The sequence below is a fragment of the Dorea phocaeensis genome (assembly GCF_900240315.1).
Taxonomy (GTDB): Bacteria; Bacillota; Clostridia; order Lachnospirales; family Lachnospiraceae; genus Dorea_B; species Dorea_B phocaeensis.
Genome location: NZ_OEPZ01000001.1, coordinates 640,268 through 665,394, shown reverse-complemented (window position 1 = coordinate 665,394; position 25,127 = coordinate 640,268). Strand labels below are relative to the sequence as shown.

General features: G+C 44.1%; 21 protein-coding genes. 15 read left to right on the top strand and 6 right to left on the bottom strand.

Annotated elements, in window-relative coordinates:
- Position 1 precedes the first annotated feature (1 nt).
- Positions 2–847, bottom strand: a complete 846-nt coding sequence (locus tag C0979_RS03135) for a DUF2705 family protein (RefSeq protein ID WP_101694597.1) — start codon at positions 845–847, stop codon at positions 2–4.
- A 1-nt stretch (position 848) separates the two neighbouring features.
- Positions 849–1,580 (bottom strand): ABC transporter ATP-binding protein, encoded by a 732-nt coding sequence (locus C0979_RS03130; RefSeq protein ID WP_101694596.1) that lies wholly within the window; start codon positions 1,578–1,580, stop codon positions 849–851.
- A gap of 204 nt (positions 1,581–1,784) precedes the next feature.
- Between C0979_RS03130 and C0979_RS03125 the strand changes: the two genes are divergently transcribed.
- From C0979_RS03125 to dnaJ, 5 genes are all read left to right on the top strand, one after another.
- The gene (locus tag C0979_RS03125) at positions 1,785–2,078 is read left to right on the top strand and encodes a hypothetical protein (protein WP_101694595.1); all 294 of its coding nucleotides are present in this window, start codon (positions 1,785–1,787) and stop codon (positions 2,076–2,078) included.
- Positions 2,079–2,300: 222 nt separating this feature from the next.
- A complete protein-coding gene (gene hrcA / locus C0979_RS03120; protein ID WP_101694594.1) occupies positions 2,301–3,344 on the top strand; it encodes a heat-inducible transcriptional repressor HrcA in 1,044 nt (347 codons plus the stop codon).
- A 51-nt stretch (positions 3,345–3,395) separates the two neighbouring features.
- The gene (grpE, locus tag C0979_RS03115; RefSeq protein ID WP_173814304.1) at positions 3,396–4,025 is read left to right on the top strand and encodes a nucleotide exchange factor GrpE; all 630 of its coding nucleotides are present in this window, start codon (positions 3,396–3,398) and stop codon (positions 4,023–4,025) included.
- A gap of 53 nt (positions 4,026–4,078) precedes the next feature.
- Complete coding sequence (gene dnaK / locus C0979_RS03110) at positions 4,079–5,953, top strand: molecular chaperone DnaK (protein ID WP_101694592.1); 1,875 nt, start codon at positions 4,079–4,081, stop codon at positions 5,951–5,953.
- Positions 5,954–5,955: 2 nt separating this feature from the next.
- The gene (gene dnaJ / locus C0979_RS03105; protein WP_101694591.1) at positions 5,956–7,143 is read left to right on the top strand and encodes a molecular chaperone DnaJ; all 1,188 of its coding nucleotides are present in this window, start codon (positions 5,956–5,958) and stop codon (positions 7,141–7,143) included.
- Between the two features lie 62 nt (positions 7,144–7,205).
- Here dnaJ and C0979_RS03100 read toward each other — a convergent pair whose 3' ends face one another.
- Genes C0979_RS03100 through C0979_RS03090 form a run of 3 tightly spaced genes read right to left on the bottom strand, consistent with a single transcriptional unit; the run spans position 7,206 to position 10,410 of the window.
- Complete coding sequence (locus C0979_RS03100) at positions 7,206–8,357, bottom strand: ABC transporter permease (RefSeq protein ID WP_101694590.1); 1,152 nt, start codon at positions 8,355–8,357, stop codon at positions 7,206–7,208.
- Positions 8,344–9,468 (bottom strand): ABC transporter permease, encoded by a 1,125-nt coding sequence (locus tag C0979_RS03095; RefSeq protein ID WP_101694589.1) that lies wholly within the window; start codon positions 9,466–9,468, stop codon positions 8,344–8,346. Before C0979_RS03095 ends, C0979_RS03100 begins: the two co-directional genes overlap by 14 nt.
- Positions 9,469–9,480: 12 nt before the next feature.
- Complete coding sequence (locus C0979_RS03090) at positions 9,481–10,410, bottom strand: ABC transporter ATP-binding protein (protein WP_101694588.1); 930 nt, start codon at positions 10,408–10,410, stop codon at positions 9,481–9,483.
- Between the two features lie 158 nt (positions 10,411–10,568).
- Between C0979_RS03090 and C0979_RS03085 the strand changes: the two genes are divergently transcribed.
- The 8 genes from C0979_RS03085 (at position 10,569) to C0979_RS03050 (ending at position 19,210) form a co-directional block, all read left to right on the top strand.
- Entirely contained in the window at positions 10,569–11,669 is a 1,101-nt protein-coding gene (locus C0979_RS03085) for a sensor histidine kinase (RefSeq protein WP_101694587.1), read from the top strand.
- Entirely contained in the window at positions 11,650–12,270 is a 621-nt protein-coding gene (locus tag C0979_RS03080) for a response regulator (RefSeq protein WP_101694586.1), read from the top strand. Before C0979_RS03085 ends, C0979_RS03080 begins: the two co-directional genes overlap by 20 nt.
- Before the next feature lie 62 nt (positions 12,271–12,332).
- Positions 12,333–13,289: an ornithine cyclodeaminase family protein gene (locus C0979_RS03075; RefSeq protein WP_101694585.1), complete on the top strand. Its 957-nt coding sequence runs from the start codon at positions 12,333–12,335 to the stop codon at positions 13,287–13,289.
- The gene (locus C0979_RS03070) at positions 13,286–13,663 is read left to right on the top strand and encodes a Rid family detoxifying hydrolase (protein ID WP_101694584.1); all 378 of its coding nucleotides are present in this window, start codon (positions 13,286–13,288) and stop codon (positions 13,661–13,663) included. Before C0979_RS03075 ends, C0979_RS03070 begins: the two co-directional genes overlap by 4 nt.
- A 5-nt stretch (positions 13,664–13,668) precedes the next feature.
- Complete coding sequence (locus C0979_RS03065) at positions 13,669–14,502, top strand: Mrp/NBP35 family ATP-binding protein (RefSeq protein ID WP_101694583.1); 834 nt, start codon at positions 13,669–13,671, stop codon at positions 14,500–14,502.
- 136 nt (positions 14,503–14,638) lie between these two features.
- Positions 14,639–15,970, top strand: coding sequence for a putative DNA modification/repair radical SAM protein (locus tag C0979_RS03060; RefSeq protein WP_101694582.1), 1,332 nt, complete (start codon positions 14,639–14,641; stop codon positions 15,968–15,970).
- Positions 15,945–16,727, top strand: a complete 783-nt coding sequence (locus C0979_RS03055) for a TIGR03915 family putative DNA repair protein (protein WP_101694581.1) — start codon at positions 15,945–15,947, stop codon at positions 16,725–16,727. Before C0979_RS03060 ends, C0979_RS03055 begins: the two co-directional genes overlap by 26 nt.
- A 56-nt stretch (positions 16,728–16,783) precedes the next feature.
- On the top strand, positions 16,784–19,210 hold the full coding sequence (locus tag C0979_RS03050; RefSeq protein ID WP_101694580.1) for an ATP-dependent DNA helicase: 2,427 nt from the start codon (positions 16,784–16,786) through the stop codon (positions 19,208–19,210).
- A 15-nt stretch (positions 19,211–19,225) separates the two neighbouring features.
- On the opposite strand, the gene C0979_RS03045 is transcribed toward C0979_RS03050, so the two are convergent.
- A complete protein-coding gene (locus C0979_RS03045; protein WP_173814146.1) occupies positions 19,226–20,116 on the bottom strand; it encodes a LysR family transcriptional regulator in 891 nt (296 codons plus the stop codon).
- Between the two features lie 137 nt (positions 20,117–20,253).
- On the opposite strand from C0979_RS03045, the gene C0979_RS03040 reads away from it, so the two are divergent.
- Entirely contained in the window at positions 20,254–20,979 is a 726-nt protein-coding gene (locus C0979_RS03040; protein ID WP_101694578.1) for a TIGR01906 family membrane protein, read from the top strand.
- Between the two features lie 99 nt (positions 20,980–21,078).
- On the top strand, positions 21,079–24,846 hold the full coding sequence (locus C0979_RS03035) for a phosphoribosylformylglycinamidine synthase (RefSeq protein WP_101694577.1): 3,768 nt from the start codon (positions 21,079–21,081) through the stop codon (positions 24,844–24,846).
- Positions 24,847–25,127: the final 281 nt, after the last annotated feature.

Below are 25,127 nucleotides of genomic sequence, written 5' to 3'. Positions count from 1 at the left end.
CTTATTTAATGTCTCGTTTCTGGAAGCTGATCAGTCCGATGGCAGCAGCCACGGCGAAGAATCCAAGACCGACGAGGAGACTTCTTGTAACGACCGTGTGGTTAAGACCTGCGGCAATGGCAGACATATTGGCGTCGATCAGATAGTTGGACAGCGCCAGATCCTGATCAAAAATCTTGTTGATTAAAGCTTCACCAAGGACTACAAACAGATAGAAGAACTCTAAAAATCCAATGCTGGCAGCAAGTGCGCCTCCGTTCTGACGAATCAGCATGGCAAACATTACGAAGATAGAGACAAATGCACATAAAAGCAGAAGTTCTAAAGCAGCAGAGGCAAAAAGTTCTGCCCAGTATCCATCGGGGGTCTCTCCAAATCCCCAGAGAGCCGTTGCCGTAACAGCAGATGCAGCAGCAGATACCAAGGCGAAGAAAATGGCAGCGGCGCAGCTGGTTATCAGCTTGGAAGCGTAGATTTTGGTTCGGCTGTAATTTTTGGACACTATATTTTTGATGGTGCCATTGTTAAATTCACTGCCCACAAACAGGGAGATTAAGATGGCAAGGATCAGTGGTGTATTTCCAGCGAAAAAGCTGACCATCTGACTGGAAGCAGTTAATTCCTCATAGCTTGAAGGGACGCCATCGGTGGAAATATTAAAGCCATTTTCCTGCAGAGCCTGTTCCTGTGAAGCCATCGAAGCTTCCATCTGTTTGCCTGCAACTTTGTAGGTAAAATCCAGGATGAAGATGGTGACGACTGCCAGCAGAATGCTGGCCATCAGGCAGATCCAAAAGTAACGGGCTTTCTTTAATTTATAAAAATCACTTCTTATAATATGAATCATTCTATTTTCCTCCAATTGCATTTAAAAAGTATTCTTCCAAATCCATCTCTGCTTTGCCGTCCTTGGTATGGCAGCGTTCAAAGAGCTGGGTTTCTGTAAATTCTTCAATCAGACGTCCACGGTGTATGATGCCGTAGCGGGTAGCAAGTCTTGATAACTCCCCTAAAATGTGAGAAGAGATCAGTACAGTGATGTTGCGGTCGTGATTGAGCTTTAAGATCAGATCACGGATTTCTTTGATGCCTTCCGGATCCAGTCCGTTAATTGGTTCATCCAGTACAAGGAGCTTCGGGTTGCCGACGAGAGAAAGACCGATGGCAAGGCGCTGACGCATTCCCAGTGAGAAATCTTTGACCTTTTTTTTGCCGGTATCCGAAAGTCCGATTAAAGTCAGGATGGAATCAGCCTGGGATTCATCTGTTACCCCCTGCAGTTTGCATTGGGTGATTAGATTCTCTCTGGCAGTCATGCCCGGATAGAGCGCAGGTGATTCGATGACGGTTCCAATCTGCTTTCTTCCTTCCAGAAGATTAGAACTGCCAAATAGAAGAAGGTTACCGTCGCTTGGAGCGGCAAGACCGGTAATCATACGGATTAAAGTTGTCTTTCCGGCTCCGTTCTTCCCGATAAAACCATAAATATCTCCTTCGTGTATCGTCATGGACAGATTGTCTACAACGGTTCGGTGACCATAGCGCTTGGTCAGATGATTTGTTCTTAAAATAACACTCATAGGGTACCTCCTGTATTATTGTTCTGTTGTATTATTTAGTTGATACAATCATATAACTGGAAGATTTATTTGTCAAGAGGAAATTTGAGCAGAGGAAAGTGATTTCAGACTTTCCTTTTGCACGGCAAAGGGGTATAATGAGACACAGAAGAACGAGGCGGAAGTGAATCCGGCCTAGAATGCGTGTTACAGGAGGGAACCCAAATGAAAGTATACGATACGGTAAACAAAGAAGAAGTGGAAGTAGAGGGGACAAAGGGACTGATTGAGCTGATGAGAAACGGCCGTCAGGTGGATCTCTATTTGAAGGAGAAAAAGTCTGATGAAGACGGATATCTTACATGGGATGTGGAACATTGGTCCAGTATCGATGTGAAAAGATTTATTCGCTGCTATTCGCTGGAAGGCAAAGTATTAGGAGAGTCCACAGGTCATAATATCTACGATCTTGAGAATGAGTTTAAACCAGAAGAGGCACAGAAGGTAGAATTAAGCTAAAAAATAAGAAAAGAGAAGGCTCTGTATCTGAGAAAAAGGTACAGGGTCTTTTTTATAGAAAGACAAAGACGGATAGCATTTAAATGGTGGGTTAAATTGATAAAATTTGTATAAACACGGTTGACAAATGAAAAACGTAGTGCTACATTAATAATCGAAAGATGTTAGCACTCAAAATAAAAGAGTGCTAATAACCTACAAAAGCCGAAAGGAGGAGGATTGATGGTATCAGAACAAAGTCTTGGCGATCGGAAGTTAAAGATTCTTCATGCGATTATTCAGACTTATTTAGAGACCGGAGAGCCGGTTGGTTCCAGAACGATCTCCAAGTATACAGATTTGAATTTGAGTTCTGCAACGATCCGTAATGAGATGGCCGACTTAGAAGAGATGGGATATATCATTCAGCCTCATACGTCGGCAGGACGTATCCCTTCGGACAAAGGCTATCGGTTGTATGTTGATATGCTGATGCAGGAGAAAGAACAGGAGCTTAGCGAGATGCAGGAGCAGATGCTCCAGAAGGTAGACAAGATGGAACAGCTGTTAAAGCAGGCGGCGCGTGTGCTGGCTAACAGTACGAATTATGCGACTATGGTATCAACACCGATGGTCAATGCCAACAAGCTGAAATTCATCCAGCTTTCCATGGTGGATGCAGAGCAGGTGATTGCGGTCATCGTGCTGGACGGCAATGTGATTAAGAATAAGATTATTAATATTGCAGAGCCAATCAGCAATGAAAACCTGTTAAAGCTGAATATGCTTCTGAATACAACACTGACCGGGATGCCGATTGAAGAGATTAATCTGGGTTTGATTGCCAGATTAAAGGAACAGGCCGGTATTCACAGTGAGGTGGTTGGAAATGTACTTGATGCAGTGGCAGATGCGATACAGGTTGATGAGGATATGCAGATTTACACCAGCGGCGCGACGAATATTTTCAAATATCCGGAACTTTCCGATAAGCAGAGCGCCCAGGAGATTATCAGTGCATTTGAGGAAAAACAGCAGCTTACAGAGCTGGTAACACAGACCCTTTCGCAGGAGGACAATACAGGAATTCAGGTTTATATCGGAAATGAGACGCCGGTTCAGACCATGAAAGACTGCAGCGTAGTGACCGCAACCTATGAACTGGGAGACGGCATGAAGGGAACCATCGGAATTATCGGGCCGAAGCGAATGGATTATGAACATGTATTAAAGTCTATGAAGCGTCTTCAGAATGAACTGGATCAGATGTTTCATAAGAAAGAATAAAGAAAGGTGGATGTACCCTTGGAAAACAATCAGGAAAAAAGCCAGGAGGAAATGGTAAAAGAAGCTGTGGAAGAAGCAAAAAAAGCAGCCGAAGCGTCAGGAGCTCCTTCCGAGGATGAGAAAGCGGCAGATGAAGTTGCTTCTGAAGACGCAGAAAATACCGAAGATACCGAAGAAGGCCAAAAAGAGATGGAAGATTCCAAAGAGTCCGGCAAAAAACTGTTTGGCAAAAAGAATAAGAAAGATAAAAAAGATGAGAAGATCGAGGAACTGACGGATCGACTTACCCGTCAGATGGCAGAGTTTGATAACTTCCGCAAGCGTACGGAGAAAGAAAAATCTCATATGTACGAAGTAGGTGCGAAAGATATCATAGATAAGATCCTTCCAGTCGTTGATAACTTTGAACGCGGACTGGGTGCAGTCGGGGAAGAGGAAAAAGAAAATCCTTTCGTTCAGGGAATGGAGATGGTGTATAAACAGCTGATGACGACATTGGAAGAGGTTGGAGTAAAACCGATCGAGGCAGTCGGGAAAGAATTTGACCCGGAATTTCACAATGCAGTGATGCACGTGGAAGACGAGAACTTTGGTGAGAATATTGTCACAGAGGAGTTCCAGAAAGGGTACGCCTACCGTGACTCTATTGTGAGACACAGTATGGTAAAGGTAGCAAACTAAATTTCCAAAACAGTAGTATATGGAACAATAGTATAAAATAGGAGGAAAACATCATGGGTAAAATCATAGGTATTGACTTAGGAACCACAAATAGTTGTGTAGCCGTTATGGAAGGTGGACAGCCGACCGTAATCGCAAATACAGAAGGTGCAAGAACGACACCATCTGTTGTAGCATTTACAAAGACCGGAGAGCGTCTAGTAGGAGAGCCTGCAAAACGTCAGGCAGTTACGAACGCAGAGAGAACCATTTCTTCTATTAAAAGAGAGATGGGTTCTGATTTCAGAGTAACAATTGATGATAAGAAATATTCCCCACAGGAAATTTCTGCAATGACACTTCAGAAGTTAAAGGCAGATGCAGAAGCTTACTTGGGAGAGAAAGTAACAGAAGCAGTTATTACAGTACCGGCTTACTTTAACGACGCTCAGCGTCAGGCAACCAAGGATGCAGGTAAGATCGCAGGTCTTGATGTAAAGCGTATCATCAATGAGCCTACAGCAGCAGCGCTTGCATATGGACTGGATAATGAGAAAGAGCAGAAGATCATGGTATACGACTTGGGTGGAGGTACCTTCGACGTATCTGTTATCGAAATTGGAGATGGTGTTATCGAAGTATTATCTACAGCAGGTAATAACAAACTTGGTGGAGATGACTTTGACCAGAAGATTACAGATTACATGATCGCAGAGTTTAAAAAACAGGAAGGTGTAGACTTGTCTACTGATAAGATGGCTCTTCAGAGATTAAGAGAAGCAGCAGAGAAAGCGAAAAAAGAACTTTCTTCCGCAACTACAACGAACATTAACCTTCCATTCATCACTGCAACAGCAGAAGGTCCAAAACATTTTGATATGAACCTTACGAGAGCAAAATTTGATGAACTGACACATGATCTGGTATTAAAGACATCTGAGCCTGTAACAAGAGCGCTTTCTGATGCTGGAATTACAGCTTCCGAGCTTGGTCAGGTACTTTTGGTTGGAGGATCTACACGTATTCCGGCAGTACAGGAAGAAGTAAAACGTCTTACTGGAAAAGAGCCAAGTAAGTCTCTGAATCCAGACGAGTGTGTGGCTCTTGGAGCATCTGTTCAGGGAGGAAAACTGGCAGGAGATGCAGGAGCAGGCGATATCCTTCTTCTTGATGTTACACCACTTTCTCTGTCTATTGAGACAATGGGCGGTGTTGCTACAAGATTGATTGAAAGAAATACAACAATTCCGACAAAGAAGAGCCAGATCTTCTCTACGGCAGCTGATAATCAGACAGCAGTAGATATCAACGTAGTACAGGGTGAGAGACAGTTCGCAAGAGACAACAAGTCCCTCGGACAGTTCAGACTGGATGGAATTGCACCAGCTCCACGTGGAGTACCGCAGATCGAAGTAACCTTCGATATCGATGCAAACGGTATTGTAAACGTATCTGCAAAAGACCTTGGAACAGGAAAAGAACAGCATATTACGATTACTGCAGGTTCTAATATGTCTGATGAAGATATCGATAAAGCAGTAAAAGAAGCAGCAGCATTTGAAGCGCAGGATAAGAAGCGTAAAGAAGGAATTGATGCTAAGAATGAAGCGGACGCTATGGTGTTCCAGACAGAAAAAGCGCTCGGCGAAGTAGGCGATAAGCTTGACGGAGCTGATAAGGCAGCTGTAGAAGCAGACTGTAAGGCATTGAAAGAGCTGTTGGAAAAAGTAAACATGGAAAGCATGACGGATGCAGAGATTGCAGAGATCAAAGCTGGAAAAGAGAAATTAACAGAAAGTGCACAGAAACTGTTTACAAAGATGTATGAGCAGGCTGGCGCAGCAGCAGGCGCTCAGAGTGCAGGACCGGATATGGGAGCAGGAGCAGGTCCGGCTCCAGAAGGATTCCAGGGCGACGACGTTGTAGACGGGGACTATAAGGAAGTATAATCATGGCAGAAACAAAGAGAGACTACTACGAAGTCTTAGGCGTCAGCAAGGACGCAGATGAGGCAACTCTGAAAAAAGCATACAGACAGGTAGCTAAGAAGTATCACCCGGATGTGAATCCGGGTGATGCTGAAGCTGAGAAGAAATTCAAAGAAGCTTCAGAAGCTTATGCAATCTTGAGTGATCCAGAGAAGCGCCGCCAGTATGATCAGTTTGGTCATGCGGCGTTCGAAGGCGGAGCTGGAGGAGCAGGCGGTTTCGGCGGATTTGATTTTAATGGCGCAGATTTCAGTGATATCTTTGGAGATATTTTCGGGGATCTGTTTGGCGGCGGAAGGCGCGGCCGTGCAAATCAAGGCCCTATGAAAGGCATGAATATCCGAAAAAGCGTTAGAATTACGTTTGAAGAAGCTGTATTTGGCTGTGAAAAAGAGCTGGACGTTGTACTGAAGGATCCGTGTCCGAAGTGTAACGGAACGGGTGCGAAGCCGGGAACATCACCGGAGACCTGCCCGAAATGTGGTGGAAAAGGACAGGTTGTTTATACACAGCAGTCCTTCTTTGGAACAGTTCAGAACGTTCAGACTTGTCCGGATTGTCATGGAAGCGGTAAGATTGTTCGGGAAAAATGTTCGGACTGCGGCGGAACGGGTTACATTTCCAACCGAAAGAAGATTTCCGTATCCATTCCGGCTGGTATTGACAATGGACAGAGCGTTCGGATTCGGGAAAAAGGAGAACCGGGCGTAAATGGCGGACCAAGAGGAGATCTTCTGGTAGAAGTGACGGTGTCCAGACATCCGATTTTCCAGCGCCAGGATATGCACATTTTCTCCACAGTGCCGATTACGTTTGCGCAGGCAGCTCTTGGAGCTGATATCCGGATTAAGACGGTGGACGGAGAAGTGATCTACAATGTAAAGCCGGGCACCAAGACAGATACCAAGGTGCGTTTGAAAGGAAAAGGGGTTCCGTCCCTTCGGAATGCACAGGTGAGAGGTGACCACTATGTAACACTGGTGATCCAGACACCGGAACACTTAAGCGCTGAGGCCAAAGAGGCACTTCGTAAGTTTGATGAATTGACAGGCAATTCACTGGGAAGAGAAGAGAGTACAGAGCCTGCAGGAAAAGGAAGCAAAAAGAAGAAGGGCTTTATGGATAAAGTCAAAGAAGCCTTTGATGATTAAATAAAGTGAAAAAAGTGCAGCTTATTAGGAAGGAATACCTATGAGCTGCACTTTTTCATATTTTATGAAGGCCTCTTTCTTCGAATCACCATTGCGACAGCTAGAAAAGAAAGAGCAAAGAGAAGCTGAATGCCATAACACTGCCAAAGTTCGTTTGTTTGGGATGCGGAAAGGGAGTGGTTTCTGGCTAAAAGGTTATTGACGATTTCATACCAGTAGACTGGCAGGAAACGAGCCAGCGTTTTCACACCTTTACCGAGAATGTCCATGGAGACGAATACGCCGCAGATAAAAGACATTCCCAGGCTAACTACATTAACGATTCCATTGATCGTCTCTTCCCTCAGTGGAAAAGAACTGATGAGAAATGCAATGGATAAAGCAACCAGCATCATTAGAAAACTGTTTATTAGATAATAAGGCAGGTTGGGATCCGTTAAAAAATCCTTCGGGTACAGAATGGCGGGCATACTGACACAGATGAGGAAGATACCAAGGCCGATTACAATGTGCCCCAGGATGAGCTGGAGATTCATGCTGCGTGTCGAGGTACAGGAACAAAGAATACGGTTCTTCACATCCTTGTTGCCGAAAGAAAGCATGATATAACTCAAAATGTAGCAGAGGATCGACAAAATGATGTAGGGTATGTATTGGAACATATAGGCATGTTTTGCCATATTTCCATTGTGTCCGGTTTGATCAATCAGCCTTACATTCGGACGAAAAGAGAGGGATTCTTCTGTGTATTCCAACGCTTCAGAGGCGGAGAATCCTCCGGCGGTCAGTGTTCGTATATTGTTTAAAAATGTGTTGATTTGTTGATCTACATAGTGTCCGGAAGTGCTCCCTGGAACTTTTATTACGGGAAGTTTTTCGGTATTTTTTGTGTAGTTTTGTTCAAAATTTTCAGGGATAATTACTGCGTAGTAAATGTCCCGGTAGAAGAGTTTATCCTGTAAAACGGCAGCGTCATCAGGGACGTCTTTGACATGATGGAACTGACGAAGATGATTTTTCAATCCTTTTGACAGGAGACTTTCATCTCGATCAATAACGGCAATATTAAGGCGCTTGGCTGTAAAGCCTGACGGGTCGGAGTCGCCGAGCGTTTTTGAGACAAAAATACTGATGGTAAGGAAGACGGCAATGTATAAGAACATCATGCCGAGGTTCCGTTTGGTTATCGTCAAAAATCCTTTAAATACTGTCATAGCGTTCCCTCCTTATACCTAGGAATGCAGCGGTCAGAAACAGAATGCTCATAATAACCAGTGTCACGATACATCGGACAAAACGATCCATATCCTGGTATACGCCCATGCAATAATAGGCATCGCTTAACACCGCCGCCGGGTTGATCCGGTTAATGAAAGGCACATGTTGCTCTATGATGTTTTTCATGTTGGCGAACATAAGTCCGGCCAAAAAGCTTGGAAGCAGTGTGATTACTACGGTCAGACTCATCTTGATATTAAGAGACAGTTTTGTAAGAGAACCAAAGGCAAGTCCCATGGTGATTCCGATCAAACTTCCCATGAAATTTACAAGGAGAAGAGACGTATAGTCTGTTCCGAGGCTGATACCAAGTACGTTCCCGATATAAATGGTAAGTATCATAATGTTTGCAAAATGAATGGTTACCAGTACGAGCATATCAATGAGAATGAGGGTCAGTTTGTGCGTGGGCGTAACGCTCCTTCTTGCGCCTAAGGCAGTAAGATTTGCCTGGCTGTCAAAACTTGCCCGTACACCAAGGAAGGCGCCGGAGAGACAGGCGTAGGCAATCAGAGCAAAAAAGTATTGTACGCTTGGGTCTAGCGTTTCTCCGCCTAAAGTGGTCTCGTAAACCAGCTGCCGATAGTCCTGACTGCTTTGGATGGCAGCAGGAAGATTCTCTGGATGTGTTTCGGCGATTTTTTTTAAGATAGCAGCATTCTGGTTATAAGTATCCAGCATTGTAGTTAAAATACTTTCATTTAAGCCATTCCTTCCAACGGTGAGGGAAGGCGTCTCGCCTGCATAGTAGATCCCTGCAATGGTACCTTCATCCAGCATTTGGAGCGCCTCTTTTTCTGAGGCAGACGGCAGGATGTTAAGCGCATCGCCGTCCATGGACTGCAGAAAAGAAGAAAAGGCAGGAGAATGATCTATCACACATACTTTTACAGCCTCCCATTTGGATTCTCCTGTAGCAGAAAGTCCGGCTCTTCCAAAACTAAAATAGAAAAGGGTAGCGAGGATGAGTGGAAACGCCAAAGCCCAAAACATAATGGGAAGATCCCGTACCGTTTGCAAAAAGCGGTATTTGAATAGAAATAACATAAAATAAGCCTCCTAATCTCGCAATTTTTTCCCGGTGATTTCCAGAAAGACATCGTTCAAAGTGGGAAGTTCAGAGAATACCCGACCAAAGGAAATGTCTTGCTCTGTAAGAAAATTTAAAATGCGTACCAGATTATGTCTGCCGCTGCTTAAGCGGATTTTCAGAACTTGTTTTTCGTAGGAAATGTCAAATACATGCGGAAGAGTCTGAAGTTTTTCAAGCAGATGTTCATCTGCAGCAACAGCCTCTATGGTAATGGTTTCACCGGTCTTAATCATATTTTTTAATTCTTCGGTGGTACCTGTTGCCAACACACGTCCATGGTCGATGATGGCAATGCGGGAACAGATTTGTTCTACTTCTTCCATGTAGTGGGAAGTGTAAATGATGGTGGAACCCTGACGGTTCAATTCCTGTATCCCTTCCAGAATCTTGTTGCGGCTCTGAGGATCAACTGCAACGGTTGGTTCATCTAGAATGATGAGCCTGGGTTTGTGTGCGATGCCGCAGGCGATGTTCAGTCTTCGAAGCAGTCCGCCGGATAACTTTTTGGGACGGGCCTTTCTATATTCTTCCAGATCTGTAAAGCGAATGGCCTCTTCTACCAGCTCTCTTCGCTTTGCTTTGTCTTTTACATACAGACCGCAGAAGTAGTCAATATTTTCCCAGACAGACATTTGTTCAAAAACGGCGACATTCTGCATAACAACGCCGATATCCTTCTTGATATCATAGCGATCAGGCTGCATTTCTTTTCCAAAGATGGTAATCTGTCCTTTATCATATTTAAGAAGAGCAAGAAGGCAGCAGATTGCCGTGGTTTTGCCGGATCCATTCGGACCAAGAAGTCCGAAGATTTCTCCTTCCTGAATCTGTAGATTTAAGTGGTCAAGGGCTACGAAAGAACCATAGCGTTTTACCAGATTTTCAATGTGAATCATTAGAATCTATCCTTTCTGTGTCAAATTAGAATCGTGACTTTTGTTACTTGTAGTATAGGTTTTCTGTGTTTATAATGGTAGTGTCGCACGTCATAGTTTTATATGACAAATGTCATGGTGACAGAGAAAATCCCGAAAGTAGAGAATGAGGAATAGTTATGGGGCAGTTCATAGAACAAGGATTATTAATGCTATATAGTTTTATCTTTCTGATGAGGGTTCCGGCAGATATGAAATTTGTAGCTGCATTTTTGGTAACGCTGATCTATATTTGTTTGGGAAATACGATTGTTTCAAAACGAATTTTAACGATAACGACGGGATTATATTTGCTGGCTGCTGTTTGCTTCCCGGACTTTTTGCTATTTGCTCCGGCAGTTTTATATGAGATGTTAAAAAAGGGCTGGGGCAGAGCCGGTATCGTTCTTGGCATTATCTGTGCATACTTTTATGTTGGAAGAGATGTGGAAATTTTTGTTCTTTTAATATGCGGCTGTGGATTTGCCTGTGTGCTTTTCTACCAAAGCAGGAAGTGTGAAAAGCTTGCAGAAGAATACCGTAAGATAAGAGATGACAGCATGGAGCTGAATCTAAAGTTGAAGGAAAAAAATCAGAACCTGCTGAAGAATCAGGATTATGAGATTTATACAGCTACGTTAAAGGAGAGAAATCGTATTGCAAGAGAAATCCATGATAACGTAGGTCATATGTTGTCCAGAGCGATTCTCATGGTGGGCGCTATGAAGGCGGTAAATCGGGAAGGGAATTTGGAAGAGCCGTTGGAGCAGCTGGAAGGGACGCTTCATACAGCGATGACCAGCGTGCGGGAAAGTGTGCATGATCTTTATGATGATTCAGTGAATTTAAAAGAGGTTCTTTTAAGCCTCACAGAGGCGAATACATTTTGTCCGGTATCTTTAAGTTATGATATGGGTTACATGATTCCCAGGGAGGTAAAATATAGTTTTATCGCCATTGTAAAGGAAGCCTTAAGCAATATTGCAAAGCATAGCAAAGCTGACAGGGTGGATATTGTAGTGAGAGAGCACCCGGGACTTTATCAGCTTATTATAGAAGATAATGGGTGTGGAGTAAAGGAAACGGACGGAGAAGAAAAGGCAGGAATTGGAATCCGTAATATGCAGGACAGAGTGGCTGCGCTTGGCGGAAGAATCCAGATTACTGCAGAGAAAGGATTTAGTATTTATATTACAGTGCCAAAAGAAGGGGGAAGCTTAGATGAGAGTTGTAATTGTTGATGATGATACATTCGTATCCGGGGCGCTTAAGACGATCTTGGAGTCGGGCGAAGAGGTTACGGTTGCAGGCGTGGGAAAGGATGGAAAGGAAGCGGTGGAATTATACCATAGTCAGAAGCCGGACGTATTGCTTATGGATATACGAATGAAAGAGATGAGTGGATTAGAGGCGGCAGAGGAGATTTTAAGCAAGGATCCGCAGGCGAAGATCCTGATTCTTACTACGTTTTCGGATGATGAGTATATTGTGAAGGCTTTGAAGTACGGCGTGAAAGGCTATCTTTTAAAACAGGATTATCATAGTATTTTGCCGGCGCTGCAGGCGGTATATTCTGGTCAAAGTGTCTTTGGAACCGAAATCACGGCAAAACTTCCGGAACTTTTAAAAGAAAGAAAGCGTTTTGACTGGTCAGAGTATGAGATCGGGGAGAAGGAGCAGAAGGTGATTTCACTTGTGGCAGAGGGACTTAGTAATAAAGAGATTGCCAAGAGACTGTTCTTAAGTGAAGGAACTGTCAGAAATTATGTGAGTCAGATTTTGGAGAAGATGGATCTAAGAGATCGAACACAGTTGGCAGTATATTATTTGAATGTGAGATAGGAAATGAACAAAGAGTGTGCTATAATTAGCATTAGCAAAGTATGAAAAAGGGGGAAACAACAATGCTTGTACTTGATAAAAAACGGATTGAGGAAGTCGTCGATTTGAATGGAATGATGGATCGGATTGAGGAGGCTTATCGTATTTTCGGAAGCGGCGATTTCTATATGCCGCCAAGACCTACGGTGGAAGATGCGAATAAGACAATGATGTATATGCCATGTTATACCAAAGAGATAATTGGAACAAAGATTTTAAGTATTTTCCCGGATAATGCAAAGCTTGGGCTTCCATCCATTGACGGAATCGTATATTTGAATGATTATACGACAGGAAAGCCGTTGGCAGTATTGGATGGACAGGCTGTTACAGCGTGGAGAACCGGAGCGGTTGGAGGAGTGGCAGTCCGTCATTTATCCAGAAAAGACTGTCACACCGTCGGTATCGTAGGAGCAGGAGTGCAGGGGTTCCATCAGGCGCTGTATGCATGTGCGGCACGTGAAATTCACACCGTTTATGTGTACAATCACAGCGACAGGGATCTTACCGACTATCTGGCGCGTCTGAAAAAAGCTATTGATAACCCGGCTGTAGAGGTAGTACAATGTAAGACAGTGGAAGAGCTTGTAAAGAACAGTGAGATTATCTGTACGACAACACCCGCAACTTCACCGGTTCTTCCGAATGATAAAGAACTTCTGAGAGGAAAATGCATCATTGCAATCGGTTCTTATACGTCGCAGATGAGGGAGATCCCGGACGCGATCTGGGATTTGGTTGATAAGGTGTACATCGAACTTCCGTATGCCTGTGAAGAAAGTGGGGATTTGAGTCAGCCACTGGCGGAAGGAAGACTGAAAGAAGAACAGACGGTACTGATGAATGAATTTTTGGCATCAGGAGCGGATGCGGGGGCAGACGAAGGTAAGACAGTGTATTATAAATCCGTAGGAATGGGACTGTTTGACGTATGCATCGCACAGAAAATTTTAGAAATGGCAAAGGAGAGATTAGCATGAGAGTTGTAGCAACAGAGAAAGCACCAAAGGCATTGGGACCATATTCACAGGGATATGTACACGGCGGAATTTTCTATTCTGCCGGACAGATTGCAATTAACCCGGAGGTGGATGCGGTAGAGGCAGAGACCATCGAAGCGCAGACAGAGCAGGTGTGCAAGAATATTGGCGCGGTTCTGGAAGCAGCAGGCACTTCTTATGACAAGGTATTAAAGACAACTTGTTTCTTGGCAGATATGGGAGATTTTGCGGCTTTCAATGAAGTGTATGCAAAATATTTCACATCGAAACCGGCAAGAAGCTGCGTGGCAGTAAAGACACTTCCAAAGAACGTATTGTGTGAAGTAGAAGTAATTGCAGCAGTGGAGGAGTAAAAGATATGGCAGAAGAACAGAAAAGCGGCTGTACTTCGTCTGACTGTGCCGGCTGTGCACATGCAGATTCGTGCAGCAGTAAGCCTCAGGATTTTAAGAAACCGGCAAATCCTTTTTCACATGTAAAGAATGTGATTGCAGTGGTCAGCGGAAAAGGTGGAGTTGGAAAATCAATGGTAACGGCGTCTCTGGCGCGCTTGATGCGGGAGCAGGGATTTTCCGTTGGAATTTTGGATGCGGATATTACAGGTCCGTCTATTCCGAAGATGTATGGAATTCACGAGAATGCCAAGGGAAGCGAAGCGGGAATGTTTCCGTGTGAGGCGAAAGATGGAACGAGGATTATGTCGGTGAATCTTTTGCTTGAGCATGAGTCAGATCCGGTGATTTGGAGAGGACCTGTGATTGCAGGTGTGGTAGAACAGTTCTGGACCGATGTTATGTGGGGAGAATTGGATTATCTGTTTGTGGATATGCCTCCGGGAACCGGTGATGTTCCGCTTACAGTATTTCAATCTCTGCCGGTAGACGGGATTGTGATTGTTACATCTCCGCAGGATCTTGTTCGAATGATCGTAAAGAAAGCTTATAATATGGCAAAGAAAATGAATATTCCGGTGCTTGGAATTGTAGAAAACTATAGTTATCTGGTGTGCCCGGACTGCGGCAAGATGATCTCTGTGTTTGGAGAAAGTCATGTTGATGAGGTGGCGCAGGAGCTTGAGATTCCAGTGCTTGGAAAGATGCCGATTGATGCTAGGCTGGCGGAAGCGGTAGAAAAAGAAGCATTTGCTTCGGTGAGCAATGAGTATCTGACGGATGCGGTGAATAAGTTATAAGAGATATTGACAAAAAGAACATGCGTTTGTACAATACGAAATATACAAACGTGTGTTCTTTTTTCTTTGGAAGAAAGGGTGAAGCATCAAAGAGGAAGATAAGAAGGATACGGTGGTCAGAGGAGGAAGAACGAGGATGAGGATTCAGGAGACCTTAACAATGTATGAGAAACTGAATATTCTGACGGATGCGGCAAAGTATGATGTGGCCTGTACTTCCAGCGGAACATCTAGAAGGAATGACGGAACGGGAATGGGAAGCTGTGAGCAGTCGGGAATTTGCCATAGTTTTTCGGCGGATGGAAGATGTATCTCCCTTCTCAAAATTTTGTTTACCAATGAATGTATTTATGACTGTAAGTATTGTGTGAATCGAAGAACCAATGATGTGGTGCGTACATCCTTTACTCCAGATGAGATCTGTACGCTTACGATGGAGTTTTATCGACGGAATTATATTGAAGGACTATTCCTAAGTTCCGGTATTTTAAAGAGTCCGGATTATACGATGGAACTGATCTATGCGGCGCTTTATAAGCTGAGAACAGAATGTGGATTTCAAGGGTATATTCATGTAAAGGCGATTCCTGGCGCAGATTCGGAATTGATTCGTCGGGTGGGGTTTCTGGCGGACAGGATGAGTGTGAATCTGGAACTTCCGACAGCGGAGAGTCTGAAGATTCTTGCTCCCCATAAGACGCGGAAGAAGATTTTGACGCCGATGCGTCTGGTGCAGAACGGCATGGAAGAAAATCGACAGGAACTGGCTCTTTACCGCCATGCACCTCGCTTTGTACCGGCGGGACAAAGCACCCAGATGATTATTGGTGCGACACCGGAAAGTGATTATCAGATTATGCAGGTGACACAGTCTCTTTACCAGAAGTTTGACTTGAAGAGAGTGTTCTTTTCTGCATTTGTTCATGTGAATGAGGATGCTCATCTTCCGGCACGGTCGGATGAAGGGCCGCCGCTTCTTCGGGAACATCGGCTGTATCAGGCAGACTGGCTGCTTCGTTATTACCACTTTCGTGCGGAAGAACTCCTGTCAGAAGAGGAACCGAACTTCAATGTGCTCTTTGATCCAAAGTGTAATTGGGCATTGAAGCATTTAGAATATTTTCCGGTTGAGGTGAATCAGGCAGACTATAAGACGCTCCTTCGGGTGCCTGGAATCGGATACAAATCGGCATCCAGAATTGTGAAGGCGAGACGGCTTGGTACCTTAACCTATGAAGATTTAAAGAAGATGGGAGTGGTACTTAAGAGGGCTGTTTATTTTATTACCTGTGAGGGGAAGATGATGTATCCGGTGAAGTTTACCGAGGAGTCGATTGCGAGAAATCTTCTGGCATCTGGGGAACGGCTTCCGAAAGAGGTGGTTCATATGGGATATCAGCAATTGTCACTGTTCGATGATGTAAGGTTTGGAGGTGGTTTGGGTGAAAAAGGTATATATATGCAGTGATTCAGCGACGGGGATTTTTTCTGGGATTTATGAAGCCTGGAGACGGAAAGATCAGCAGGATAGTGGAATTGCATTGGCAGGACATGTGGAACCGGAGCTATTTTGTACTTACGAAGAGGTGGAGGAAAACAGAGAAAAAGCAGCGGCGGTAGACCGCATGATATGCAGGCATTTGGGAGGTACAGCCTATCAGGAGATTAGCCAGGCAGTTCTTTCAGATGATCCGGGAAGAGGGGACGCTATTCTTGGAACAATGATGGAGGCCAGGCATATTCCAGACAGCCGAAGAATCATGGAACATCTGACACATCCTGACGTGGAAAAGGTATTTGAACTTAGCAGACGAGTAGGAGCAGAAGCGCACGCTTTGAAAGGATTTGTACGTTTTCGAGAGTTGAAGGGAGGGATTCTCTGTGCGGTGATTCGTCCGAAAAGTCAGGTGCTTCCCTGTCTTGCACCCCATTTTGAAGAACGTCTTCCGAAAGAGAACTGGATGATTTATGACAAGTCGCATCGGATGTTTGCCGTACATGAATCAGGAAGACGGTGGGTGGTGGTTTGGGCAGAAGAATCTTGTTTGGAAGAATTTTGTTTGGAAGAATTGGAGGTGTCGGAACAGGAGAAAAGATACGAAAAGCTGTGGAGAGGGTTTTGTGAGACGATTTCCATTTCAGAGAGGGAAGATAAAAAGGCGCAGGCACAGCATCTGCCGTTTCGTTTTCGTCCATATATGACAGAATTTTCACAGGGAGGCTAAAAGTATGATAAGATAGAAGAAATGATGACAGCCAGTGAGGCAGGTGGAAGTGTACAATGGAACAGGAACAGCCAATCATCCGGATTTCCGTACGGAATCTGGTGGAATTTATTTTAAGAAGCGGAGATATTGACAATCGTATAGCAGGTATGGACAAGGACGCCATGCTGATGGGAGGCAAAATCCATCGAAAGATTCAAAGACAGATGGGGGCGGGGTATCATGCAGAGGTATCGTTAAAGCATGAGATTTTATGCCGGGGCTTTATCTTGTCTGTAGAAGGAAGAGCAGACGGAATTATGGAGACTGCGGACGGGATTGTTGTTGATGAAATAAAAGGAATCTATAAAGAATTGGAATTTTTGAAGGAGCCGGTTCCCGTACATTTGGCACAGGCGATGTGTTATGCTTATATCTATGCGAATCAGCAGGGGCTTTCTGACATTGGTGTCCAAATGACTTACTGTAATCTGGAGACGGAGGAAATCAAACGTTTTCAAAATGTGTATCCGTATGAAGAGCTGGAACGTTGGTTTTTGGAGTTGGCGGGACAGTATGAAAAATGGGCGCGATATCAGATTAGCTGGAGAAAGAAGCGAAATGCATCGATTAAGAAGATTGAATTTCCGTTTCCTTATCGGGAGGGGCAAAGAGATTTGACGGTTTCTGTGTATCGTACCATTCTTCGGAAGAAGAAACTGTTTATCCAGGCGCCGACGGGCGTGGGAAAAACAATGGCTACCGTGTTTCCGGCAGTGAAGGCGATGGGAGAGGAACTGGGAGAGAAGATTTTCTATCTGACGGCGAGGACGATTACCCGAACGGTGGCGTGGCAGGCGTTTGATACGTTAAAAGAACAGGCGCTTCGGATGAAGGTTCTGGTACTGACGGCAAAGGAGAAAATTTGTTTCTGTGAAGAAGCGGACTGCAATCCGGAAAAATGTCCTTATGCCAAAGGTCATTATGACCGGGTGAACGATGCGGTTTATGAACTTCTGACCGCTTCCGATGAAATGAGCCGGGAGATTCTGGAAGAACATGCAAGGAAGTGGAAGGTCTGTCCATTTGAGATGAGTTTAGATGTGTCAACCTGGGTGGATGCTGTGATTTGTGATTATAATTATGTGTTTGATCCCAACGCTCATTTGAAGCGCTTTTTTGGAGAAAGCGTGAAAGGGGATTACCTGTTCCTGATCGATGAGGCGCATAACCTGGTGGATCGGGGGAGGGAGATGTATAGCGCTTCCGTCTGTAAAGAAGAAGTGTTGAAGGTGAAGCGCCTGGTAAAAATGAGTGATCCGAAACTTGTCAGAAGGCTGGAAGAATGCAATAAGCAGATGTTGGCATTGAAGCGGGAATGTGAAGAATATCAGATCTTAAATAGTGTAGGACATATCTATTTGAAATTGATTGCACTGATGGGGGAATTGGAACAGTATTTAGAAGAATGCACAGATCCGGAGGTCAGAAAAGAGGTTTTGGATTTTTATTTTCAGGTACGGATGTTTGTCAATATCTATGAAAGGGTGGATGAGAACTATCTGATTTACTCAGAATTAGATGGAAAAGGGCATTTCTGGATTCGGTTATTCTGTGTTAATCCATCCGCCTGCCTGCAGGAATTTTTAGAGAAAGGGAATAGTGCAGTTTTTTTCTCGGCAACTTTACTTCCGATTCATTACTATAAAAACTTGCTGAGTACATCGAAGGAAGATTATGCGGTGTATGCCAGATCTCCCTTTGATGTAAGGAGACGACTTCTTCTTGTGGGCAATGATGTGAGCAGTAAGTATACCAGCAGGGGTGAGGAAATGTATCGCCGATATGCGAGGTATCTTCTTTGTATGGTACGGGCGAAAGCAGGAAATTATATGGCGTTTTTTCCTTCTTACCGTTTTATGGAAGAGGTTTATGAGGCATTTGAAATTCTGCTTGCCGAGCAAAGAATTGCAGGAGAGCTAGAAGAGATTGATTATATCCTTCAATCTCAGTATATGTCCGAGGAGGCAAGGGAGATTTTTCTTGAGAATTTTGAGGAAGAACGGGAGGGAAGTCTGATTGGATTCTGTGTGATGGGCGGAATTTTCTCGGAAGGGATCGATCTTTCCAGGGATCGGCTGATTGGCGCAGCAATTGTTGGAACCGGCCTTCCGCAGGTGTGTCGGGAACGAGAACTTTTGAAAGACTATTTTCAGAAACAGGGCATCAGAGGATTTGATTATGCATATCTGTATCCCGGTATGAATAAGGTACTGCAGTCTGCAGGGCGTGTGATCCGAACGGATAGGGACTGCGGCGTTATTCTTTTGCTGGATGAACGCTTTCGCGACTATCGTTATCAGGAAATTTTTCCAAGAGAGTGGAAAGACTATGGAACTTGTAATGCAGATAATGTGGCTGATAAGATGGAGACGTTTTGGGAGCAGATAGAAGAACAAAGCGAAGAACAGGGAGAAGAACAGGGGGAAGAACAGAAAGGATAAGGAGGATAAGGGGGATTAGGAAGTAAGATCCCCCTGCCAGTAGTTTAAGAATTCGCGGGTTGCTTTGGAAACCGGAATGTGATCGTTGTACGCGATGACAAGTTCTCGTTTGGGAAGCTCTTCTTGGGTTTCTACAATAAACAGATTTTCGGGCTTCCTTGGAAGGCAGTAGTCTGGAATGAAAGCAATTCCAAGCCCGATGCTTGCCAGATCAATCAGAAGATCATTACTGCTAAGTTCGATTTCAGGCACCAGATCCAGCTGATATTTCTGAAAGAGTGCGTGCAGGAATTCACTGGTGGTACTTTTTTTATCCAGCATAAGGATTGGATACTTCAGAAGCTCTTCCGCAGAGAGGTGACGACCCTTTAATTCGGAGTAAGTCTCATTGGCGATAAAGACGTCTTGAAATTCCAAGATCTTTTTGACATTGTAGATGCTTCCAAGAGCCGGATTGGGGTAATTTACAACAATCAGATCCACCTGACCAGTTTCCAAAAGCTCTACGCAGCGAATCGAGGTTGCGTTGGTTACCTTGATGTGGGCGCGAGGAAATGCTTTGTGGAATTTTTCCAGGTATGGGATCAGAAAGTACCGGCATATGGTGTCGCTTGCTCCAATGCGAATCTGCCCACTGCCATTCTCGGTGTCAAGAAGCTGGGCTTCCCCTTTTTGAATGAGTGTCATTGCCGGCTCTACATGGCGGAACAGAATTTCCCCTTCTGGTGTTAATCGAACTTTTTTGGTGCTGCGGATAAAGAGGGTCTGATCCAGTTTTTTCTCCAGAGCCTTTACAGACTGGCTGACGGCCGACTGAGAGATAAAGAGCTGCTTAGATGCCTCGGAGAAGCTAAGCGTTTTGGCAACGTAGTAGAATACCTTGTATAATTCATAGTTAATATCCATTATAAGTCCTCCTAATAAACTATTTTTTATTATAAGTCAAAAGGAAGTGAATTACAACTGCTATTGTGATATACTTACTGGTAAGATCATTTAGAAATGTTTGATTAAGACTGCTTGCATGGGAGATATAGGAGGGTATGAGGAAATTACGGATGGCCGGAACGGTTACGGCGATGTTTTTATTGGTGATGATAATTTTGATCACCAGCTTTCAGATTGCTATTTACGGAGACAGCGAATATCGATTTTATGAAAAAGAGTATCGAAAGTACCGGGTGACAGAAGACCTTCATATGTCAATGGAAAATGTGATGAAAGTTACGGATTATATGATGGATTATCTGATTGGACGGGAAGAGGTGTTGTCTGTTAAGACCGAAGTGGATGGACGAAGGCAGGATTTTTTTAATGAACAGGACAGACTTCATATGGCAGATGTAAGAAAGCTCTTTCTCGGAGGATTGAAGATAAGGAATTTCCTTGTGGTGTTTGTGGCAGCTCTTTTCCTTCTTTCACTGTTATGGAAGAACCGGAAAGAGGGACAGAAGGAGAGGGACATCGGGAATCAATGTTTCCGGGCGTATTCCATTTCATTGGGGGTATTTCTTTTGACGATCACCTTGCTGGCAGTGGCGGTTTCGGTTGATTTTACAGCCTGCTTTACTTTGTTTCATGAGCTCTTTTTTTCAAATGATCTTTGGCTGTTTGATCCGGCTTCCGATTATATGATTCGGATGCTGCCGGAAGGATTTTTCGCAGATATGGTATTTCGGATTGGCGGTATATTTTTGGGAATACTGTTGGGAGTCTGGGTCCTGTTTTATTTGTGGAAAAGATATGAGAATTATAAGGAGAGGTTATAAAAATATTAATTTATATTAATTACATTAATAACAAAAAGTGTGTTACAATGAAACTAACAGTGTAATGGAATTACCAAGTTACCAAATGGAGGAAAATGTATGAGTAATGTAAGACGAGTGTATGTAGAAAAGAAATCTGATTTTGCAGTACAGGCAAAAGATCTCCGGCATGAGATTCAAAGCTATCTCGGTATTAAAGATTTGGAAGATGTAAGAGTTCTGATCCGTTATGATGTGGAAAATATTTCTGACGAAGTATTTGAAAAAGCATGTAATGGTATTTTCGCCGAGCCTCCGGTGGATACCCTTTATAGAGAAGATTTTGAAACAGAAGCAAACAGCAGAGTATTTTCTGTAGAGTTTCTCCCTGGTCAGTTTGATCAGAGAGCAGATTCTGCAGTTCAGTGTATTCAGTTTATCAAAGAGGATGAGCAGCCGGTAATTAAGACGGCAACGACTTATGTGATTGTAGGAAAGAACGCTCCGATTTCGGATGAGGAATTTGAGTCAGTGAAAAATCACTGCATCAATCCGGTGGATTCCAGAGAAACAGGTATGGAGAAACCAGAGACATTGGTGACAGTTTTTGATGAACCGGATGATGTGATTGTTTTTGATGGATTTAAGGACATGGCAGAGGGTCAGTTGAGAGAGTTATATGATTCTTTGGGGCTTGCTATGACTTTTAAAGATTTCCAGCACATTCAGAATTATTTTAAGGGAGAGGAACTAAGAGATCCTTCCATGACAGAGATTCGTGTGCTTGATACCTATTGGTCTGATCATTGCCGTCATACGACGTTTTCTACGGAACTTACGGATGTAAGTTTTGGAGAAGGAGATTATAGAGAGCCAATCGAAGAGACTTATCGTCAGTATCTTGCAGATCACAGCGAGATCTTTAAAGGCAGAGAAGACAAGTTTGTCTGCTTAATGGATCTTGCACTTATGGCAATGCGGAAACTGAAACGGGAAGGAAAGTTAGAAGATCAGGAAGAATCTGATGAGATTAATGCATGCAGTATCGTGGTTCCGGTTAAGGTTGACGGCGTGGAAGAAGAATGGTTGGTAAACTTTAAGAATGAAACCCATAACCATCCGACAGAGATTGAACCTTTTGGCGGGGCAGCTACCTGTCTGGGAGGAGCGATCCGCGATCCGCTTTCTGGACGTACATATGTATATCAGGCAATGCGCGTGACAGGAGCAGCAGATCCAACCGTGTCTGTGAAAGATACGATGAAAGGAAAACTTCCTCAGAAGAAACTGGTTCGCGAGGCGGCTCATGGTTACAGTTCCTACGGAAATCAGATTGGTCTGGCTACCGGTGCGGTGAAAGAGATTTACCATCCAAATTATGTGGCAAAACGTATGGAGATTGGAGCGGTATTGGGCGCAGCACCAAGGCGTGCGGTTATTCGTGAGACTTCTGATCCGGGTGATATCATCATCTTACTTGGCGGACGTACAGGACGTGACGGCTGCGGTGGCGCTACTGGTTCTTCTAAAGTACATACAGAGGAATCCATTGAGACCTGCGGTGCTGAGGTACAGAAAGGAAATCCACCGACAGAGCGTAAGATTCAGCGTCTTTTTAGACGAGAAGAAGTAAGTAAATTAATTAAGAAATGTAATGACTTTGGAGCCGGCGGTGTTTCTGTTGCGATCGGAGAACTGGCGGATGGACTGAAGGTTGATCTGGATAAAGTGCCGAAGAAATATGCGGGACTGGACGGTACTGAGATTGCAATCTCAGAGTCTCAGGAGCGTATGGCGGTCGTAGTGGATCCAAAAGATGTGGCAGAGTTCATGGGCTATGCGAAGGAAGAAAACTTAGAGGCTATTGAGGTTGCGGTAGTAACCGAGTCTCCAAGACTGGTACTTTCCTGGAGAGGCAAAGAGATTGTAAATCTTTCCCGTGCATTCCTGGATACCAACGGAGCTCATCAGGAGACAACCGTAGAGGTGGATATTCCAAACAGACAGGATACCGTTCTTACAAGAGCAGAGGTAAAAGATGTAAAAGAACAGTGGCTTTCTGTATTGAAAGATTTGAATGTATGTTCTCAGAAAGGTCTGGTAGAAATGTTTGACGGTTCTATCGGAGCTGCATCCGTATTCATGCCTCATGGCGGAAAATATCAGATGACAGAGACACAGGCAATGGTAGCGAAACTTCCGGTACTTACAGGAGATTGCGATGCCGTATCCATGATGAGTTATGGATTTGATCCATATCTTTCTACTTGGAGTCCATATCACGGAGCGATTTATGCAGTGACAGAGTCTGTGGCAAAGATCGTGGCAGCAGGTGGAGATTATAGTAAGATCCGTTTCACTTTCCAGGAGTACTTCCGTCGTATGACTGAAGATCCACACAGATGGAGCCAGCCGTTTGCGGCGCTTCTTGGAGCTTACAATGCACAGCTTGGTTTCGGCTTGCCGTCTATCGGAGGAAAAGACAGTATGTCCGGTACGTTTGAAGATATCGACGTTCCGCCGACACTGGTATCTTTTGCAGTAGATATTGCAACGGAGAAAGATATTATTACACCGGAATTAAAAGAAGCTGGTAATAAGTTAGTATGGCTTCGTATTCCGACGGATGAGTATGACGTGCCAAAATACGAAGAAGTGATGGCTCAGTATGGTAAATTTACAGAAGACATCAGAGCTGGAAGAATCGTATCTGCATATGCGCTTGACAGACACGGCGTTATTTCCGCAGTAAGCAAGATGGCGTTTGGTAATCGCATGGGTGTGAAATTAGAGCATAATGTGGACGCAAGAGATTTATTTGCTCCTGCATTTGGTGATATCATTGCAGAAGTTCCGGCAGAAAAACTTGGCGAACTTGCCATTACATATACTGTGATTGGTGAAGTAACAGATGATGCTGTATTCTCTTATGGAGATGTAGAGATTCCGTTATCTGAGGCAGAGGAAGCTTGGAAGGGAACTTTAGAGAAAGTATTTCCGACCAATTCCGGAGCAGAGGGACAGGAAGAGGTAATCGAGAAAGGACTTTACAATGCTTCCGACATTCATATCTGCTCTCATAAAATTGCACAGCCGACTGTATTTATTCCGGTATTCCCGGGAACAAACTGCGAGTTTGACAGCAAGAAAGCGTTTGAGCGTGCTGGCGCGAAGACGATTGTGAAGGTGTTCAAGAACATGAGCGCTTCTGATATTGTAGATTCTGTAGAAGTGTTTGAGAAAGCGATCAGCCAGTCACAGATCATCATGTTCCCAGGTGGATTCTCTGCTGGCGACGAGCCTGATGGTTCTGCAAAATTCTTTGCAACGGCATTCCAGAATGCGAAGATGAAAGAGGCGGTAGAGAAGCTCTTGAACGAGCGTGACGGATTGGTACTTGGTGTATGTAACGGATTCCAGGCACTGATTAAATTAGGGCTGGTTCCAAATGGAGAGATTACCGGACAGACCGCAGATTCTCCAACACTGACCTACAATACCATCGGACGCCACATTTCCAAGATGGTATATACCAAAGTGGTGACCAATAAGTCTCCATGGCTTCAGGGTGCAGAGCTTGGCGGTGTATACACGAACCCGGCATCTCACGGGGAAGGACGTTTCGTGGCAAGCAAAGAATGGATAGACAAACTTTTTGCTAATGGACAGGTAGCAACGCAGTACTGTGATCCAGAAGGAAATATTACTATGAACGAAGAATGGAATGTCAACGGTTCCTACTGTGCAATCGAGGGTATCACAAGCCCGGATGGACGTGTGCTTGGTAAGATGGCGCACTCCGAGAGACGTGCAAGAAGCGTAGCGAAAAATATCTATGGTGAGCAGGATTTGAAGATCTTTGAATCAGGCGTGAAATATTTTAAATAATTAATTTGGGACGGAGTAAAATGAAACTTTACTCCGTCCCAAATTACGTTTCCCCCTGTCGCAAACTGTATTTTCTGTGTAGCTACTGCTGGTCAAAGGGGAAGCGGAAGTAGATTTGCCCTATAGGTTTCATAATTATTTGGGGCTTTTGCTATGTTTAAAACAACAAGAAATGCAACATTAATTATGGTTTGTTGCATATATAGTGGAATACATCAATAAAAACTGCATAAAAATCATCTAACTTGCAGGAAAAATAAAAACAAATTGCAAAAACTAAA